14 protein-coding genes are annotated in these 16,120 nt (G+C 47.2%); 3 read left to right on the forward strand and 11 right to left on the reverse strand.

Going from position 1 to position 16,120, the window contains the following annotated elements:
- Window positions 1-138: 138 nt before the first annotated feature.
- Window positions 139-1,449, forward strand: a complete 1,311-nt coding sequence (locus JOE49_RS23205; RefSeq protein ID WP_023989563.1) for an amidohydrolase family protein — start codon at window positions 139-141, stop codon at window positions 1,447-1,449.
- Between the two features lie 234 nt (window positions 1,450-1,683).
- Here the strand turns inward: JOE49_RS23205 and JOE49_RS23210 are convergent, their stop codons facing one another.
- The 8 genes from JOE49_RS23210 to moaA all read right to left on the reverse strand — a co-directional run bounded on the left by JOE49_RS23210 (window position 1,684) and on the right by moaA (window position 9,258).
- Window positions 1,684-3,219, reverse strand: coding sequence for a choice-of-anchor Q domain-containing protein (locus JOE49_RS23210; protein ID WP_053325820.1), 1,536 nt, complete (start codon window positions 3,217-3,219; stop codon window positions 1,684-1,686).
- 243 nt (window positions 3,220-3,462) lie between these two features.
- A complete protein-coding gene (gene modB, locus JOE49_RS23215; protein ID WP_023989564.1) occupies window positions 3,463-4,128 on the reverse strand; it encodes a molybdate ABC transporter permease subunit in 666 nt (221 codons plus the stop codon).
- A 27-nt stretch (window positions 4,129-4,155) separates the two neighbouring features.
- Window positions 4,156-4,977, reverse strand: a complete 822-nt coding sequence (gene modA, locus JOE49_RS23220; RefSeq protein ID WP_069080357.1) for a molybdate ABC transporter substrate-binding protein — start codon at window positions 4,975-4,977, stop codon at window positions 4,156-4,158.
- 103 nt (window positions 4,978-5,080) lie between these two features.
- Window positions 5,081-6,160 (reverse strand): thiazole biosynthesis adenylyltransferase ThiF, encoded by a 1,080-nt coding sequence (locus JOE49_RS23225; protein WP_023989566.1) that lies wholly within the window; start codon window positions 6,158-6,160, stop codon window positions 5,081-5,083.
- A gap of 62 nt (window positions 6,161-6,222) precedes the next feature.
- Window positions 6,223-6,954, reverse strand: a complete 732-nt coding sequence (locus tag JOE49_RS23230; protein WP_160790455.1) for a molybdenum cofactor biosynthesis protein MoaE — start codon at window positions 6,952-6,954, stop codon at window positions 6,223-6,225.
- A 55-nt stretch (window positions 6,955-7,009) separates the two neighbouring features.
- Window positions 7,010-7,258, reverse strand: coding sequence for a MoaD/ThiS family protein (locus tag JOE49_RS23235; protein WP_028542528.1), 249 nt, complete (start codon window positions 7,256-7,258; stop codon window positions 7,010-7,012).
- Window positions 7,259-7,391: 133 nt separating this feature from the next.
- Window positions 7,392-8,204, reverse strand: a complete 813-nt coding sequence (gene fdhD / locus JOE49_RS23240; protein WP_023989569.1) for a formate dehydrogenase accessory sulfurtransferase FdhD — start codon at window positions 8,202-8,204, stop codon at window positions 7,392-7,394.
- 40 nt (window positions 8,205-8,244) lie between these two features.
- Window positions 8,245-9,258 (reverse strand): GTP 3',8-cyclase MoaA, encoded by a 1,014-nt coding sequence (moaA, locus tag JOE49_RS23245; protein WP_209942990.1) that lies wholly within the window; start codon window positions 9,256-9,258, stop codon window positions 8,245-8,247.
- Window positions 9,259-9,898: 640 nt separating this feature from the next.
- On the opposite strand from moaA, the gene fdhF reads away from it, so the two are divergent.
- Window positions 9,899-12,841, forward strand: a complete 2,943-nt coding sequence (gene fdhF, locus JOE49_RS23250) for a formate dehydrogenase subunit alpha (RefSeq protein ID WP_209942992.1) — start codon at window positions 9,899-9,901, stop codon at window positions 12,839-12,841.
- A gap of 12 nt (window positions 12,842-12,853) precedes the next feature.
- On the forward strand, window positions 12,854-13,336 hold the full coding sequence (locus tag JOE49_RS23255; RefSeq protein ID WP_061829711.1) for a helical membrane plugin domain-containing protein: 483 nt from the start codon (window positions 12,854-12,856) through the stop codon (window positions 13,334-13,336).
- Window positions 13,337-13,418: 82 nt separating this feature from the next.
- Here JOE49_RS23255 and JOE49_RS23260 read toward each other — a convergent pair whose 3' ends face one another.
- The 3 genes from JOE49_RS23260 to JOE49_RS23270 all read right to left on the reverse strand — a co-directional run bounded on the left by JOE49_RS23260 (window position 13,419) and on the right by JOE49_RS23270 (window position 15,994).
- Complete coding sequence (locus JOE49_RS23260) at window positions 13,419-13,772, reverse strand: hypothetical protein (protein ID WP_160790763.1); 354 nt, start codon at window positions 13,770-13,772, stop codon at window positions 13,419-13,421.
- Window positions 13,773-13,936: 164 nt separating this feature from the next.
- Window positions 13,937-14,938, reverse strand: a complete 1,002-nt coding sequence (kdgT, locus tag JOE49_RS23265) for a 2-keto-3-deoxygluconate transporter (protein WP_209942994.1) — start codon at window positions 14,936-14,938, stop codon at window positions 13,937-13,939.
- A gap of 48 nt (window positions 14,939-14,986) precedes the next feature.
- On the reverse strand, window positions 14,987-15,994 hold the full coding sequence (locus JOE49_RS23270; RefSeq protein WP_068942435.1) for a tripartite tricarboxylate transporter substrate binding protein: 1,008 nt from the start codon (window positions 15,992-15,994) through the stop codon (window positions 14,987-14,989).
- Window positions 15,995-16,120: the final 126 nt, after the last annotated feature.

The following is a 16,120-nucleotide window of genomic DNA, read 5'->3' on the forward strand; positions in this document are numbered from 1 at the left end:
TATTAGAAGTCTAATTGTCAGTAAATAAACTATATAAATCTCTAAACTGTTTGTCAAATGAAAATTAGTTTATTGACAGTTATAAAACTAATAGTTAGAATTCTAAGTGTTTAAGATTGAACACTAAGGAGGAACGACATGAAGAATGTAACTCAAAGCTCTACGGTAGAAAAAGTTACAGCGATTACGAATGTACGTATTTTCGATGGTGAAAAAGTTATTGAGCCCAGAAATGTTGTCATCCATGGGGAAACCATTATTTCGGTAGGCGGAGACCTTCCGACACATGCAACGATCATCGATGGGGAAAATGCGACATTATTGCCCGGCCTGATTGATGCGCATGTCCACACTTCAATCGGTGGGTTACGAGATGCTTTAAAATTCGGCGTCACGACAGAACTCGAAATGAACGGCAGTTTTACAGAAAGAGGGCGCAAGATCCAGTTGAAAAACGTGAATGACGTCGCCGAAGTCCGTTCTGCCGGCACAGCGATCACTGCTCCAGGTGGTCATCCGGATGAATTATTGCAGGATGAGGATGAAATTCCGGAGTTCGTATTAAAGGAATTGGAGAAGTTACCTAAGGAAGACCGGGAAGCTATGCTAGCCGCCTACGCTCACGATCACGAAGAGGTGCCCCAAGTGACGACAGTGGAAGAAGCGATCAAACATGTGCATACCCAGGTGGAGAGTGGCGCCGACTATATTAAAATCATGATTGAAGAAGGGACGGTCTTGGGTGCCCCTGGACTACCTATTTTAAGCGACGAGATTTTAAAAGCAGCCGTGGCAGAAGCCCATAAATTCGATAAAATTGTCATAGCCCACGTCTTGACGGCTGATTCTTCGCAAACCGCCATCGATATGGGAGTCGACGGATTGGGTCACTTATTTCTCGACAGGCCCGAATGCACATCCGAGTTGGTGAAATCCATAGCGGATTCAGGCGCATTTGTTATACCGTGCTTAGTATTGAACTCATCCATTCTGGGAAATCCGGCATCAGAATTGGCGAATGATTCACGTGTTTATTCCAAATTAAGTCCAGAATGGATCGATATTTTGAACTCAAGCTTCCATACTTTCCCGCAAGGCAATTTGGAGAATAGCTTTAAAAATGTGATGGATCTTCACCGTGCCGGTGTGGATATTCTGGTCGGGACGGATGTCGCCCCCGTTCCTGTTCCCAATCTTGGCGGTCTTGCTCATGGAGCCAGCGTTCATCATGAAATGCAATTGCTGGTTGAGGCCGGATTTACTCCCATAGAAGCGCTTCAGTCGGCTACTGCGAAACCGGCCCGTTGCTTTGGGCTTTACGATCGCGGCTGTATTACCGAAGGTGCGCTCGCTGACCTTATACTAGTAAACGGTGATCCGACAACCAACATCTCGGATACCTTGTCGATCAAGTCCGTATGGTTCAAAGGTGTACAACAACTATGTTAATCAGAGCCTCTCGAACAGAAACAACCATCTAATCTCATTTGTACGACTTCCATTTTTACTTTCCGAGGATAGCTTAATCTTGTTGCCAACGCAAAAACACCTCCAAAGTTTATCCTCATATCTTACGACATGGGGATTCTCTTTGAAGGTGTTTTAATTGCAAGGAACATTGTAAAAACGTACAAGCAGCGGCCCCACATAGATTCGCTATGCACTAGTCATAAAATATAAGGCTTACTCGTAGGCACCGATGTTCACCGCGGCTCCCTGTACTCTGGGCTTCCCGTCAATATCCAGTGTTCCAATGATGGCACGGTCCGTGTTCCCGGCATCGATCGCCGGTGACGAAGACTGCAAATGGAAGTCGCTGTTCGCGGCATTCACGAATTTAGGATCGGCAAACAGAGAATGCGTATCGTTGCCGGTCCCCGATTTGTACGCGGAGAATCCCGTATACTCTTTATTTTTCCAGATCCAGTTAGCTTCCGAACTGCCGCTCGGAGCAAAGTATAAGTTATAATCCACAACATTGCCGGAATTTTTGGTGTATCCATTGGAGATCAGCATATCTGTGGAGCTGGCCACGAAAATATTGTTTTTGATCACATTGTTTCGCGTATCGTACTGAACCAAAAGCTGGCCGCTTCCGTCGTCAAATGTATCGTTCTTGTATAGCGTATTGTTCACGATCTTGCAGTTTACCGTTGAGCCGCGCTCCTCATTGTAACCGCCCATGGCAATACCAGTCAGCCGGTTGTTATATATCACGTTGCTGCGGACTGTAATATTGCTGGTGGCTTTGCCGGCATGCTCAGAGGCCATTTCGACGCCGATGTCGTTGTTGTAGCTGTAATTCTGCTCGATAATACTGTCCTTGCCTCCATCCACATAAATACCACCGGCCGAGTTGTCATCGCTCTTGTAAGATGGGTTATTTTGAACAGAATTATTGTACACCCGGTTGCCCTTCACTAGCCCGTTTCGCGCCTGATCGTAAGCAGTATTCGGCGCAGTTCCCTCAAAACCGATCAGATCAATCCCGATGTTGTCATTATCGTGAATGAGGTTGTCGGTCACCGCAAAGCCGTCCACGTTGCCGTTTAAAACGAGCGATTCGCTGGAGCCCAGCACGAGATTGTACAGCTCATTACCGCTGATCGTAAGGTCGTGAATCGAAGCCGGAGCTTTCGTGCCATAAACAGCGATACCGTGAGCGTCCCGGCCCAGCCGATCTTTGCCGGTCGGGGTGACCGTGTTTTTGATGTCATGGATTTTGTTGTTGGACAGATTAATGAAGCCGCCCGAACCGTGGACATAAATACCTACGGGCACCGTGTTCTTGGAAGCAGTGGTAAAATTACGGATTTCAAACCCCTGAACGGTAACGTGATTGACATCGGCCAGTTCGATCAGCCCTTCGTTCCCGCTGACCGAAAGTCCGCTGCCATCAATAATGGCGGTCTCCGTCCCATAGTTGGTGAACACAATTGGACCCTGCGAAGCGGAGCCAGAGCGGGTAATCTTTAATTTCTGCTTGTACACGCCGCCTCGGACGTAAACCGTGCTGCCCGCAGGAGCCACGTCAGCCGCGTGCTGCAACGTCTTCCACGGCGCATCGTTCGTTCCGGCATTAGAGTCGCTGCCGCTCGTGGACACATAATATTCTGTACCGGCCGCGGAAGCGACGGGAGGTTGCACATTTCCGGCCACCAGACCAAGCCCGAAAACCATGGCTAAACCTACCAGAAACATTTGCCCGAATTTCTTCATGTTCCTCATCCCCCTTTATTTTTCTTGTAAATTGTACCATAATTCCACTAAATCTGTTCTATAGCATCGGCCATTAGTGCAACCTAATGCGCCATACCAAGGACCGGGAGGTCACCGTAATCGCTGTCGAAAGAAACAAGAAACCCTGCGTTTTAGTAATCGCAGGGTTTCTTGGTGATCTAAGCTGCTGACGTTGCCGCAGCTGCCCTATCGGCAGACTACGCATGTTCTTACTCCAACGGACTAATCCTTTACCAGTCGATTAGAAAGCATCAACATAATAAAAGAGAATAAAATGATGACAGCTACCCAGCTCCAAGAGAGTGTCATATTTCCGACCTCGGACGCGGTGTAAATCGCTGTAGGCAGGGTTTGGGTCTGTTCAGGAATATTACCCGCAAGCATCAGCGTAGCGCCAAATTCTCCTAACCCTCGGGCAAATCCGAGAATGTATCCTGAAATGAGTGGTCGGTAGGCAAGGGGCATCGTAATGTGGCGAAACACTTGCCATTCGTTGGCACCTTGCGCACGTGCAGCCTCCTCTACCTCTGGGTCTACAGCTTCAAAACCTGCTTTAATGGTACGGTAAGCCAGTGGAAAAGCAACAACTACGGCCGCCACCACTGCAGCTCCCCATGTAAATACAATCGTCTGCTGGAACAAGCTTTCGAAGGCAGTGCCAATCCAGCTTTTCCTTCCCAGCAAGATGAGCAAAATAAAGCCGACAACAGTGGGAGGCAAAACGAGCGGAAGAAGTAGGACGGTCTCAATCACGCTGGTTCCCCTCCGCGGCGTGCAGTTCGCCATCATCCGCGCTACCACAGTAGCTAATAAAAAGACGATGATGCTGGCGACGACAGCAACTTTAACAGATACGATAACCGGAGGAAGAAAAGCTGACCAATCCAACGGAACCCCCTCCTTTATCTGTGAATTCTATTTTCCCGTCATTTCTGTAGGGGCTGAAAATCCATCTTTACTGAACACACTCATAGCTTCATCTGTCCGTAGAAAATTAAGAAACTCGCCTGCTTCCTGGCTGTGTTTGGTTGCTTTTACAATGCCTTCAGGATACAGGATGGGTGCATGCAATTCCTCAGGCACTTCCAGTGCTATGACCGTTTTATCAGATGATTTGGCATCCGTCAGATAGACGAGTCCTGCATCGGCATTGCCTGTTTCAACATAATTTAATACCTGTCTTACGTCCTTGGCGAATACCATCTTAGGTTCCAGCTTGTCCCATAGTCCAGCCTTCGTTAACGATTCTTTGGAATACTGTCCGGCGGGAACGGTAGTAGGCTCCCCAACAGCCACTTTCAGGTAAGAAGGACCCATCAAGTCATTGAGCGTAATGCTTTTGTTATCTGTGCTTTTCGCCTTATCTTGTGGAACAACCACAACCAGTTTATTTTGAAGCAACACGTTATCCTTTTCCACCAATGAAGCATCCGTTAATGCCTTCATTTGCTTCATGCCCGCCGAAATAAATACGTCAGCGGGTGCGCCTTGTTCAATTTGTTTTTGTAATGTACCAGATGAAGCGTAGTTAAAGGTAAGTTTGATATCTGGGTGCTGTTTCTCATACTGGTCCTTGAGCGTATTCAGACTATCTTGAAGACTTGCAGCGGCAGATACGACTAGTTCTGTCTTGGGTGCAGACTGTGCCGACTGTACAGCAGCCGGAGACGAGCACCCCGCCAGAACCCATGCCAACAATCCAACGAACGTGAATATGTACCCAAATTTCTTTTTCAATTTGTTCTTCCCCTATCCTATAAATTCCAAAATGAGATGACGAAAATGTGATGGCGAAAATAAGAAAACATTGTACATCTCATAACGGTTCGAATCTATTGGGTCAACCCAAATATTTGTGATAAATCGATCTCGCCTCAGCGATGTCCTTCGTGCCATGAATTAAGACGCGTCCATCCTGAAAAAGAACAATTCGATGCGTTCCGATAACAACGGATACCAGGTATGGATTATGCTCCACTTTGCCCCCCTGACGGGATAACAAACGTGCCGCTTCATTCAGATCACGTACAGTACCCGGGGCCGGGCGGATTTGAACCGTATCTCGTCCGCACAAGACAGCCGTTTTAGCCTGATGCTCCGATTGTAAAAAAGGATACACAGGGTACTCACCACATGTTGGACAATCGGCTTTCTTCATGGCGCTGATTTGGATCGCCTGATGCTGATTGTTCCACAGATCGAAGGAAATCAGCTTACCCTGTAAGGCTGATTCGTTCCCGGTGAGCAGCTTCAATGCCTCGGCGCTTTGATAAGCCGCCACCATCTGTACAGCCGGGCTAATCACACCGACCGTATCACAGGTCGCACCGCCGAGCGGTACGGTTCCGAGCAGGCAATGCAGGCACGGTGTCTGCCCTGGCACGATGGTAAAGGTTGTCCCATAGCTGCCCACACACGCCCCGTAAATCCAAGGGATTCGATGCTTGACCGCATAATCGTTCATAAGCAGACGTGTATCAAAATTGTCGGTGGCATCTACGATGAGATCCACCCCTGCTGCGATATCGTCGATTTCATCTAGCGAGACGTCCCGGACTAGCGCACGAATGTCCACGTCCGAATTGATTTGCTGCAATCGCTTCTGCGCGGCCACTGCCTTGGGGATCTGATCACGGGCATCCGCTTCGTCATAGAGCTGTTGGCGCTGCAAATTGCTCCAATCTACATAATCGCGGTCTACCAACGTCAGCCGTCCGATGCCCGCTCGCACCAGCATGTCAGCATTGGCAGTGCCCAGTGCGCCGGCCCCCACCATCAGCACGTGCTTACTACGGATATTTTGCTGGCCTGTCGGTCCAATTTTCGAGAATAATTCCTGTCTAGAATAACGGGCATGAGACGCATGCGCATGTGCTTGTGCAGCAACTTCTATTTTCTGGATTTTGTCCATTTCTGACATCGTTGGTTTACCCTCCATACTTATCCATTGATAGCTACAAGTTGATCAGACAAGCTAAAAGCTCAGATGTCCTCGTCCTTATTCGAAAGCTTTGGGGTATTTTGAGGATTCCAGCCGCCCAGCTGATGCCCCTTCCATTCTGAGCCGTCCTCCCACACTTCCTTTTTCCAAATCGGTACGATTTGCTTTAACCGTTCAATGGCATGGCGGCTGGCTTCGTAGCAAGTATCGCGGTGTGCAGCAGAGACAGCAATCACCACACTCGTCTCTCCAATTCTGACCGTGCCAAGCCGATGTGTAATCGCAGTACGTGTAGAAGGCCAATGCTCTGCAATTTCGTCACCAATCTGCTTCATCGTGTTCATGGCCATCGGGACATACGCTTCATATTCAAGCAGCACCGTTCGCTGACCTTGCGTAAATTCCCGAGTCGTACCATTAAAGGTCAGCGAGGCGCCATGAGAAGGGTCGAGCACCTTTGAGGTTACTTCATCGGCATCAATCGGGTCGTACGTAATGGCAAATAAACCACATTTTGAAACGACCGTCTCCATCCCGGGTGCTGACTGATGAAGAGCAATTGCATCTGATGGAAGCACAAGTTCATCTGGAGAAGCCAGCTTTTTATGATGGGTAAAAAAAGAACCTGGCAGTTGTGAAGTCACTTCCGGGTACAGCTCATTCAGCCTTTTTCGAATGTCTGCCATGGTCACCGTTTCCTGTGAAAGTTCTACTGTGATCACATCATCAAGTTGCTCCGCCATACCTGCGAATAGCTGAATACGGTATTGCATATGATCTGCCCCCTTGCACCTATTCTATCGAATTCATCTATCTATATAATAGAATTTACCCTCCTGAAACCGGAGGAATAATCGCAATCTCATCATATATACTCACGAGGTCCTCAGGAGCGGCGTAGGCTTGATTTCTGGCAACAAAAGAACCCTGCAACTGAGCTGCCGATTCAGGGAAACACTCGGATAGCAAGTCTTTTAACGCGGCAACGGTCATCGTTTCTTGCTCAGTAGGCACCATAATTATAGGCCCTCCCATCTGTTCCGCAAGTCCGGCAAATACTTGAATATGATAGTTCATTTAACATGCCCTCCTTTTCAGTACAGTGAATGTCCACCACATATGTACCAAGAAAAACCAACATGAATGAATACCCCGAAAGGTTTTATTCCATGCTGGTTAACTATGACGGTGTACATTGAAGATTTGTATATTATATTTTAGATTCGACCAGTTCATCAATCCGTTCAGTATGCGTATACACATTCAGAGAACGACTGCGTATAAAGCCGACGGTCGTAATTCCCAGATCCTCAGCCAACTCAAGTGCAAGCTCTGTGGGAGCTGACTTGGACAAAACAACTTCACAGCCAATCTTCGCAACCTTCAACAAAATTTCAGACGAAATGCGTCCGCTGAATACTATGATTTTGTCTTGCAATACAATATCATGTTTTAAGCAATGTCCATAGATTTTATCCAGCGCATTGTGTCGGCCGATATCTATTCTGGACAGGATCATGCCGTCTTTATCGCACAACGCTGCATTATGAACACCACCGGTCTGTTGGAACGTAAGTGCCGAGCTTTGCATTAAATTCATCAAGCGGAAGCAATCGTCAAAGGACAGCGTAACATGGGTGTCATTCATTCTTTTTGCCACTTTGGCATCATTCATAAAATAAAAGCCCTGTCTACTTTTACCGCAGCAGGAGGTAATGTACCGTTTGGAATGAAAGTTTTGATAAAACTCATTCATTCGACGGGTTTTAATATGAACAAAACCTTCTTTTTCCTGAACCCAAATATCTTCGATATCATCGTACCGTTGAATGACGCCTTCAGAGGCCAAAAAACCTACCGCCATATCCTCCACATACTCCGGTGTACAAACCATGGTAGCAAATTCCTGCTGATTGATTTTGATGGTCACCGGATGCTCCGTCACCACAGTGTCTTCAAAACGCTTGATCTGACCGTCACGATAACGTAGAATCTCACGTTTTACCTCAGCTGGCTTTTCCATGTGCTCCACTCCCTTGTTTCTGACAGGCTGGCTCTTCGGCTCACCCGCCGATGTGTGACATTTCAATTTTAGATGTTGCTTGCTGTGTATGATTCAGCCGTTCCTCTGAATAGCGATCGGTACGTTCTCTCCAAACACGCTCAATGTAAGCTCTAATCTCGTCATCGGACTGTTCGGAACGCAGCATCGCGCGAAGCTTGTACCCTTGCGAGGCAAACAGGCACGTGTACAAGGAGCCTTCAGCAGAAATTCTCGCTCGTGTACATGTGGAGCAGAAGGCGTCCGTAACAGACGAAATAATGCCGATTTCCCCGTCTCTGTCCTGATACCTGTAGCGCGTCGCCACCTCACCTTTGTACTGGGGTGGGACAGGCTCTAACGGCATATGCTCGTGAATGGCTTCGATGATCTGCTGCTTGGAAACGACCTGATCCAATTTCCAGCCATTGGTGTTGCCTACATCCATAAACTCAACAAAACGTAAAATATGCTTTTCCTTTTGGAAATAATCGGCCATGGGAACAATATCCTGATCGTTAAAGCCCTTTTGCACGACCATATTTATTTTCACCTGCATCCCTGCTTGAGCCGCAGCCTCAATACCATCCAGCACCGCCTTTACACTGCTTCTGCCCCCGTTCATTTGGCGGAACCGATCATCATCGAGCGAATCCAGACTAACCGTCACTCTCTTTAGTCCCGCCTCTCGCAGTGCTACAGCATATTTAGGCAAAAATACGCCGTTTGTCGTCATTGCAATATCTTCAACCCCATCGAGTTGAGTTAACGAATGAATAAGCAAGGACAAATTTTTCCTCAGCAACGGCTCGCCACCAGTAATACGTAGCTTCGTAACGCCCAGCGAGACAAAAATACGAGAAAGGCGCGTAATTTCCTCAAAGGTCAATATCTTTTCTTTTGGCAGAAACGGATAGTCATGGCCAAATATTTCTTCCGGCATACAATATCGGCACCGAAAATTACATCGGTCTATGACGGATATTCTTAAGTCCCGTAACGGACGATTCCATTGATCGTCGCTCCGGTTCGCCATCCTGTTCACCTCAATCCGTCTTCATTAATAAAACTCTTTACACTCTAAATTGGGACGGTATTTCCATTCATTTTATACTGAACCAAAAAACCGGCATCACAACAACTTCTTCGCTTATGAATATCGAAGAATCTGCTAAATGCCGGTTAATTTATCTACATCAGGATTTTACGAATCCCACTTCATGTGATATAGAAAAATCAAACTAACAAGCGCTGCGACAAATAAAATATACGCGGTTCCCACGCACACTCCATTTACGATTGCTCTGAAATAGATTACATTCCTATTGTTAGCAATCCTGGAACGTTTGTCAATGATTTTTCGATTTCTCAAACGATAATCATTATCAATTAAAAAATTAATAATGTACCGTTGAACTATCTTAAATTTTACGTTATAGTTACACGAGATGACATGCAGAAAATGACATATCTAAGTTATTCAGAAGTTATTGATATACAGACGGTGCGTACTGTTTGTTATTAATACATATTCAAATGGCGGATTGGCCTCCAGGACCTAGAGCTTGGTCACTACTCCACCATAAACACAAGTGCTGAAACACGAGCACTTGTGTTTATGGTGGAGTTTTTTTATTCCTAATTTTTAAATTTAAAATCTGAAAGGAGCCTGAACCGTGACTGATAGTACGATCAAAATTACATTAAACGGACAGGAACTGAAAACGAAGAACAGCGCAACGATCCTTGAAGTGATTAACGAAAACAACATCGCTCATCCCCAGCTGTGTTACGTTCCCGAAGTCGATCCGATCCGCACCTGTGACACATGTATCGTGGAAGTGGACGGAAAACTTATGCGTTCCTGCTCAACACTGGCTTCGGATGGAATGAATATTCATTTACACTCGGATCGCACGAAAGCAGCTCAAACCGAGGCTATGGACCGATTGCTAGAAAATCATCTCCTCTACTGCACAGTGTGCGATAACAACAACGGTAATTGTACTTTGCATAATACAGCAGAGCTTATGGAGATTGAACATCAAAAATATCCGTATCAACCGAAAGTTGACCCGGCAGAAGTAGATATGTCTCATCCCTTCTATCGATATGACCCCAATCAATGTATTGCATGCGGCCAATGCGTAGAGGTATGCCAAAACCTTCAGGTCAATGAAACGCTGTCCCTCGACTGGGAAGCTGAACGCCCTCGCGTCATATGGGATGACAGGGTTGCGATTAACGATTCCTCCTGCGTCAGCTGCGGTCAGTGTGTAACCGTCTGCCCATGCAATGCCTTGATGGAGAAATCTATGCTGGGAGAAGCAGGCTTCATGAGTGGCATGAACAAGGATTTATTAAATCCGATGGTGGATTTAATAAAGGAAGTGGAGCCGGGCTATAGTGGGATTTTTGCTATTTCCGAAGTCGAAGCAGCAATGCGTGAAACCCGTACGAAAAAAACGAAAACCGTCTGTACGTTTTGCGGTGTGGGTTGCAGCTTTGAGGTTTGGACCAAAGGCCGCAAAATTTTGAAGGTACAACCTACCTCTGAGGGACCTGTTAACGGTATCTCGACATGCGTAAAAGGGAAATTTGGCTGGGATTTTGTGAACAGCGATCAGCGTTTGACCTCCCCTTTAATTCGTCAAGGTGACGAATTTGTGGAAGCTACCTGGGAAGAAGCCTTGAGCCTGATGGCCAGCAAAATGGGAACTATTCAAGAAACTTACGGCGGTGAGGCACTCGGCTTTATTTCTTCGTCCAAATTTACCAATGAAGAAAACTATTTGATGCAAAAGTTGGCTCGTCAGGTCTTCCAAACGAATAACGTCGATAATTGCTCACGGTATTGCCAATCTCCTGCGTCATGGGGGCTGCAATACACCGGAGGCATCGGTGGGGACAGCGGTACGATTAAAGACATTGCCAAAGCAGGTTTGGTCATGCTGGTCGGTTGCGCGCCGGGAGAAGGACATCCAGTGCTGGCTACTCGTATCAAACGTGCGCATAAGCTGCACGGTCAAAAGTTGATCTCGGTCGACCTGCGCAAGCATGAAATGGCAGAACGCGCAGATCTGTTCATTCGTCCGAAGCAAGGTACTGATTATGTATGGTTATCCGCTGTAGCCAAATACATCATTGAGCAAAACTGGCATGATGCAAAATTCATTGAAGAGCATGTAAACTTCTATCCTGAATATTTGAAGTTGCTAGATCGTTTCACCCTGGAATTTGCCGAACAGGAAACTGGTATTTCCAAAGAGACACTGATTCAGGTAGCGACTATGATTCACGAAGCCGACGGCACTGCCATTTGCTGGGGCATGGGTGTGACGCAAAACATCGCAGGCTCTTACACTTCGATTGCAATTGCCAACCTACTGCTGGTGACTGGAAACTTTATGCGTCCGGGTGCAGGCGCATATCCGCTTCGCGGACATAACAATGTTCAGGGTGCTGCCGATATGGGTACAATGCCGGATATTTTCCCGGGCTATCAGCCCGTGACGAACGATGTCGTTCGTGCCAAGTTCGAAGCGGCCTACGGCGTACAAATTCCAGGTCAACGCGGACTGGACAACATTCAGATGCTGGAAGCTATTGAAACAGGTAAGCTCAAAGCGATGTATATCGCTGGAGAAGAGATGGCATGGGTGGATGCCGACTCCAACCATACCCAAGAAATGCTGGCGAATTTGGATTTCCTTGTCGTTCAGGATGTATTTCTGAGCAAAACAGCTGAATTCGCCGATGTCATTTTGCCAGCCGTACCTTCACTCGAAAAAGACGGAACCTTTACGAACACCGAACGTCGTGTCCAGCGTTTATATGAAGCACTCCGCCCTATGGGAGACAGTAAGCCGGATTGGTGGATTTTCAGCCAATTTGCCAAGCACATGGGATTTGATTGGGATTACAGCCATCCAAGTGAAATTTTCGAGGAAATGGCGTCGCTCACTCCATTTTTCTCCCAATGTAATTATGACGTATTGGAAGGCTGGAACAGCTTCCACTGGGGATCGCCGGATGGTAGCAATACACCGCTGCTGCACAGCAACGGCTTTAACTTTCCGGATAAAAAAGCGCGATTGGGACTTTTCGAATATGTACCACCGAAAGAGTACCCCGTTGAATTCGATTTGACCTTAAATAATGGTCGACTGCTCGAACAGTTTCATGAAGGAAATATGACGACCAAATCAGCGGGTATTCAGCTCAAACTTCCAAAAGTATTTGTGGAAGTGTCACCTGAATTGGCTGAGGAGCGCGGAATCACTAATGGATCGCTGGTTCGATTGGAATCCCCTTATGGTGCGGTCAAGCTACGCGTTCTGGTTACAGACCGGGTGCAGGGAACTGAAATTTATGTGCCGATGCACTCTACCAGCCATGATGGTGCGGTCAATCTGTTAACTGGTGGAGCGTTCGATGTGGTCACCCGTACACCGGCCTATAAACAAGCCAAAGTACGGATGCAAATTTTGGAGGTAGACGGTCAAAATCCACTACCACGTATCAATCCGCGTTACAAAAAGCGTCATCCGCAAAATGGGGTTGAAGTGGGCCGTAAGTGGAATCGTCCCGGTTACGTCGATTTAGTGGATCAAAAATAAGGAGGTCAAGCCGTGGCTAAGCCTATTTCAATTGTGAGAAAACGCATTTTGACAGAAGAAGAACGGCAAAAACAATCGCTGGATCAGCTTACTGCTGATCTGGCGGACAATGGGGCGGCATTGCAGAAGACACTTGAAATCGTACGTGAGCTGCACGATAGTGGTCTTCTCGAAGCAGCTCAGTCTATGCTAAAGGCTAAAGAAAGCATCGCCAAAATCGCTGTAGGACAAGCGACGCGTAAGCCTGTGACGAACATCATCAATAATCTCATGGGAGCAGCAGGGATGCTGTCTGAGGTAGACCCCGAGCTGATGAAAAAGCTGGCAAACAGTGTTACTAATGGCCTGAACGAAGCCGATAAACATCTAAAGCAGAATAAAAAGACTCGTCTGCGCGATCTTATGAAGGCGATGAATGATCCAGATGTAAACCGGGCAATGGGATTTGGCATTCATTTTCTCAAAGGAGTGGGAAAAAGTTTGTCTGATAAATAGCTCATAGAGCGTGAAGATGGAAGACTAGTAACAACAGACAATAAAAAGAGCTGGCTCCGAAAACGGGGGCAGCTCTTTTTATTTATTTTTTATCCACCTGCAATAGCGTCACCGTTTTAAGAGAAACGGCATCTTTTATTTGCTCCTCTGCGATGACCTTGAGCTTAAGCAAACTGGCAATCTTCGACGTATCCGGCTTGGAAAACAAGCGCCATAGCTGCGGATCAGGCAGTGAATCATATAGCTTTGTATGATCGTATTCCTTGCGGTGCTGCTGTATAATCTTGACTCGGTAGTTGCCAATTTCCCAATCTGATACTTCCTGCTGTGCACAATGAGCGGTAATGTCATTACGCAAATCAGTCAGTTCACCTTCAATTTCTTTTTGCTTTTGCTTTAACTGATAATAGCGACGCACCTTGTTTTCCAATTCCATCACGCTCCTCTGCTTACATATGTATGTTTGCGGAAGCGTTTTAGGACAAGTTTTGTGATGTTAGGATTGAAGGCATAACTGCAAAAGCATTTCCCGGGTAATGGAAAGATCCATAAGTTGAGAGCATCATCATCCAAACTTTATTTCAGGATTTTGCAAAATCCTCATTTAGGTACATTCGTCCCTGGATTTACAGGCCCTGCTCCTTGGGATTTCCCCTTACGTTTCATATAATTGGCCCAGTATGCCGTTAGAATAGGTACCAAAATCGAGGTCACAATGACCGAAGCGGCAACTAATGCCGTTGCAGATTGCGCAACAGGCAGGAACTCAGGCTTGATATTGGCGACAATGACTGGGTTCGCTACTGCTGCTCCTGCTGTACTAGAGGCTGCAATTCCTGCTGTACCGTTGCCACCACCGATATATTTGTCCGCCAAAATCAGTGGAATACCTGTAACGATAATGACAAAAATACCTAATAAAATACCAAGCATACCTGTCTGGACAATGACGCTCAGGTCAATGGAACAACCAAGTGCAAAACCGAAAAATGGAATCAAAGCTTGCGTTGCGTTCCCAAAATATTTTCGGAAATCATGATCCAGATTGCCCAACATAAAGCCGACCAAAAATGGTAATACCGCCCCCACAAATGTCTGCGGTTCAAAAACGGCCAGCCCAGTGCTACCCAAAATAATCATGGTCACCAACGGACCCGATTCCAGTGACATCAGTACAAATGCTCCTGCCTCTTCCTTGGAGCCATACTGCTGCATAATGGAGGCGTATAACCCGCCGTTCGTCATATCCATAGCCGAGATCAGCGCCAGCACCGACAAACCTGCAAATAGTCCACTTTCTACACCACCAACAGGCAGCAATCTGGATGCAATGATCGCCACTACCCACGCGACCGCGATTTTAGTCAATACGAGCGTTCCTGATTTACGCAATACAGTACCCGTCGCTCGCACATCTATAGAAGCACCCATACAAAAAAACCACACTGCTAAAATGGGTACCGTACCTGTCATCAGCCCCTTGGTAAAAGATCCAAAATAGTCGCCTGCCCATGGAGTAAATGTATGAAAAAGTGCGCCAATAAACAGCGGCACCAGCATAATGCCCCCTGGAATTTTATCAATGTTTTGTTTGATTTTCATTACTTCGTTCAACCCTTTCGTTTTTGCCAATGCAAAAACAAGGCCGTATTACTTGCGGCTCAAGCCGAGCTCGGGAATCAGTCTTGCGAAGGTATCATGACTCTCCTTCAGTTGCTGCGCGAATGCCTCTGCATCCTGGACACGCAATCCCAACCCATGCTTACGCATTTCCTCCCTGAATTCCTCGTCTTTCGTCCCCTTGATCAGTGCATCCGTCAGCGTTTGAGCAACTTCATCCGGTGTATCCTTGGGTACAGCCAGCCCTCTCCAAGTGCCAATAAAATGTACACGCAGCCCAGTGGCTTGCTGTAGTGTCGGCACTTTTGGAAACGCTTCCGAAATAGTGTCTGCCTGGATCGCCAGTATGCGAAGTTTCCCTTCGTCCACGTATTTCTTCACTTCTGCGGGACTGACGGGTACAGCATCCACAAATCCGCTCATTAAAGCGGAGACGGCTGGGCCTGCTCCCTCATAAGGGATATGGGTAAAGCGGACTCCGCTTTTCTGCTCCAGCATCGCGGCAGCAAGGTGCCATATGCTCCCTGTGCCTGCATTCCCCATTTTGAGCTTGCCGGGATGGGCCCCAGCATCCTCCAGAAATGCCTCCGCTGTCGTCCATGGTGCATCCGCCCGGACCGTAATGGCGGAAGGGTCCATATTGGTTTGAAGCAGCGGCTTAAATCGCTCATAGGTGAGCGGTAGCAGTCCCAAATGAGGCAACGTAGTCAGCTCAGCGACCAGATACGTTACAGTATAACCGTCCGCCTGCGCCTCAGCCCCTTCCATCAGCCCGACAGAACCGCCTCCTCCCGTTCGATTAACGACGATTATCGGCTGACCGAGATGCTTTTCGGCGGCTTTCGCCAACGCTCTCGCGGTAATATCTGTACCGCCTCCAGCCGCATAAGGAACGACGAGTGTTATTGGCTTCGTAGGAAATATACGGCTGTGATCCTGCAGGGTGCGGTGATCCACATATTCACTGATACTCAAGGCAGAAAGCATAGCTACTCCCGCCGCAACCAGCACATATTTTTGCCATGGCTTTTTCTTCATTATGTTTCCTCTTCTCCAAAAATGAACTGGGCCCGTCATGCGCCCGTTTTCACCTCCAACGTTTTCGGTCTTGTTGTTTGCGTTTACATGAAGTCAATGTACCGCAACGTGGAGGGCTACAGCTAT

It is taken from the genome of Paenibacillus sp. PvR133, from assembly GCF_017833155.1.
GTDB lineage: Bacteria > Bacillota > Bacilli > Paenibacillales > Paenibacillaceae > Paenibacillus > Paenibacillus polymyxa_B.

What these genes read in the sequence shown, in the direction of transcription:
- JOE49_RS23205 (WP_023989563.1), top strand. Translation starts at nt 139, where the DNA reads ATGAAGAATGTAACTCAAAGCTCTACGGTAGAAAAAGTTACAGCGATT.
- JOE49_RS23210 (WP_053325820.1), bottom strand. Translation starts at nt 3,219, where the DNA reads ATGAAGAAATTCGGGCAAATGTTTCTGGTAGGTTTAGCCATGGTTTTC.
- JOE49_RS23225 (WP_023989566.1), bottom strand. Translation starts at nt 6,160, where the DNA reads ATGTCAGAAATGGACAAAATCCAGAAAATAGAAGTTGCTGCACAAGCA.
- JOE49_RS23230 (WP_160790455.1), bottom strand. Translation starts at nt 6,954, where the DNA reads ATGCAATACCGTATTCAGCTATTCGCAGGTATGGCGGAGCAACTTGAT.
- JOE49_RS23235 (WP_028542528.1), bottom strand. Translation starts at nt 7,258, where the DNA reads ATGAACTATCATATTCAAGTATTTGCCGGACTTGCGGAACAGATGGGA.
- fdhD (WP_023989569.1), bottom strand. Translation starts at nt 8,204, where the DNA reads ATGGAAAAGCCAGCTGAGGTAAAACGTGAGATTCTACGTTATCGTGAC.
- moaA (WP_209942990.1), bottom strand. Translation starts at nt 9,258, where the DNA reads ATGGCGAACCGGAGCGACGATCAATGGAATCGTCCGTTACGGGACTTA.
- JOE49_RS23260 (WP_160790763.1), bottom strand. Translation starts at nt 13,772, where the DNA reads ATGGAATTGGAAAACAAGGTGCGTCGCTATTATCAGTTAAAGCAAAAG.
- kdgT (WP_209942994.1), bottom strand. Translation starts at nt 14,938, where the DNA reads ATGAAAATCAAACAAAACATTGATAAAATTCCAGGGGGCATTATGCTG.
- JOE49_RS23270 (WP_068942435.1), bottom strand. Translation starts at nt 15,994, where the DNA reads ATGAAGAAAAAGCCATGGCAAAAATATGTGCTGGTTGCGGCGGGAGTA.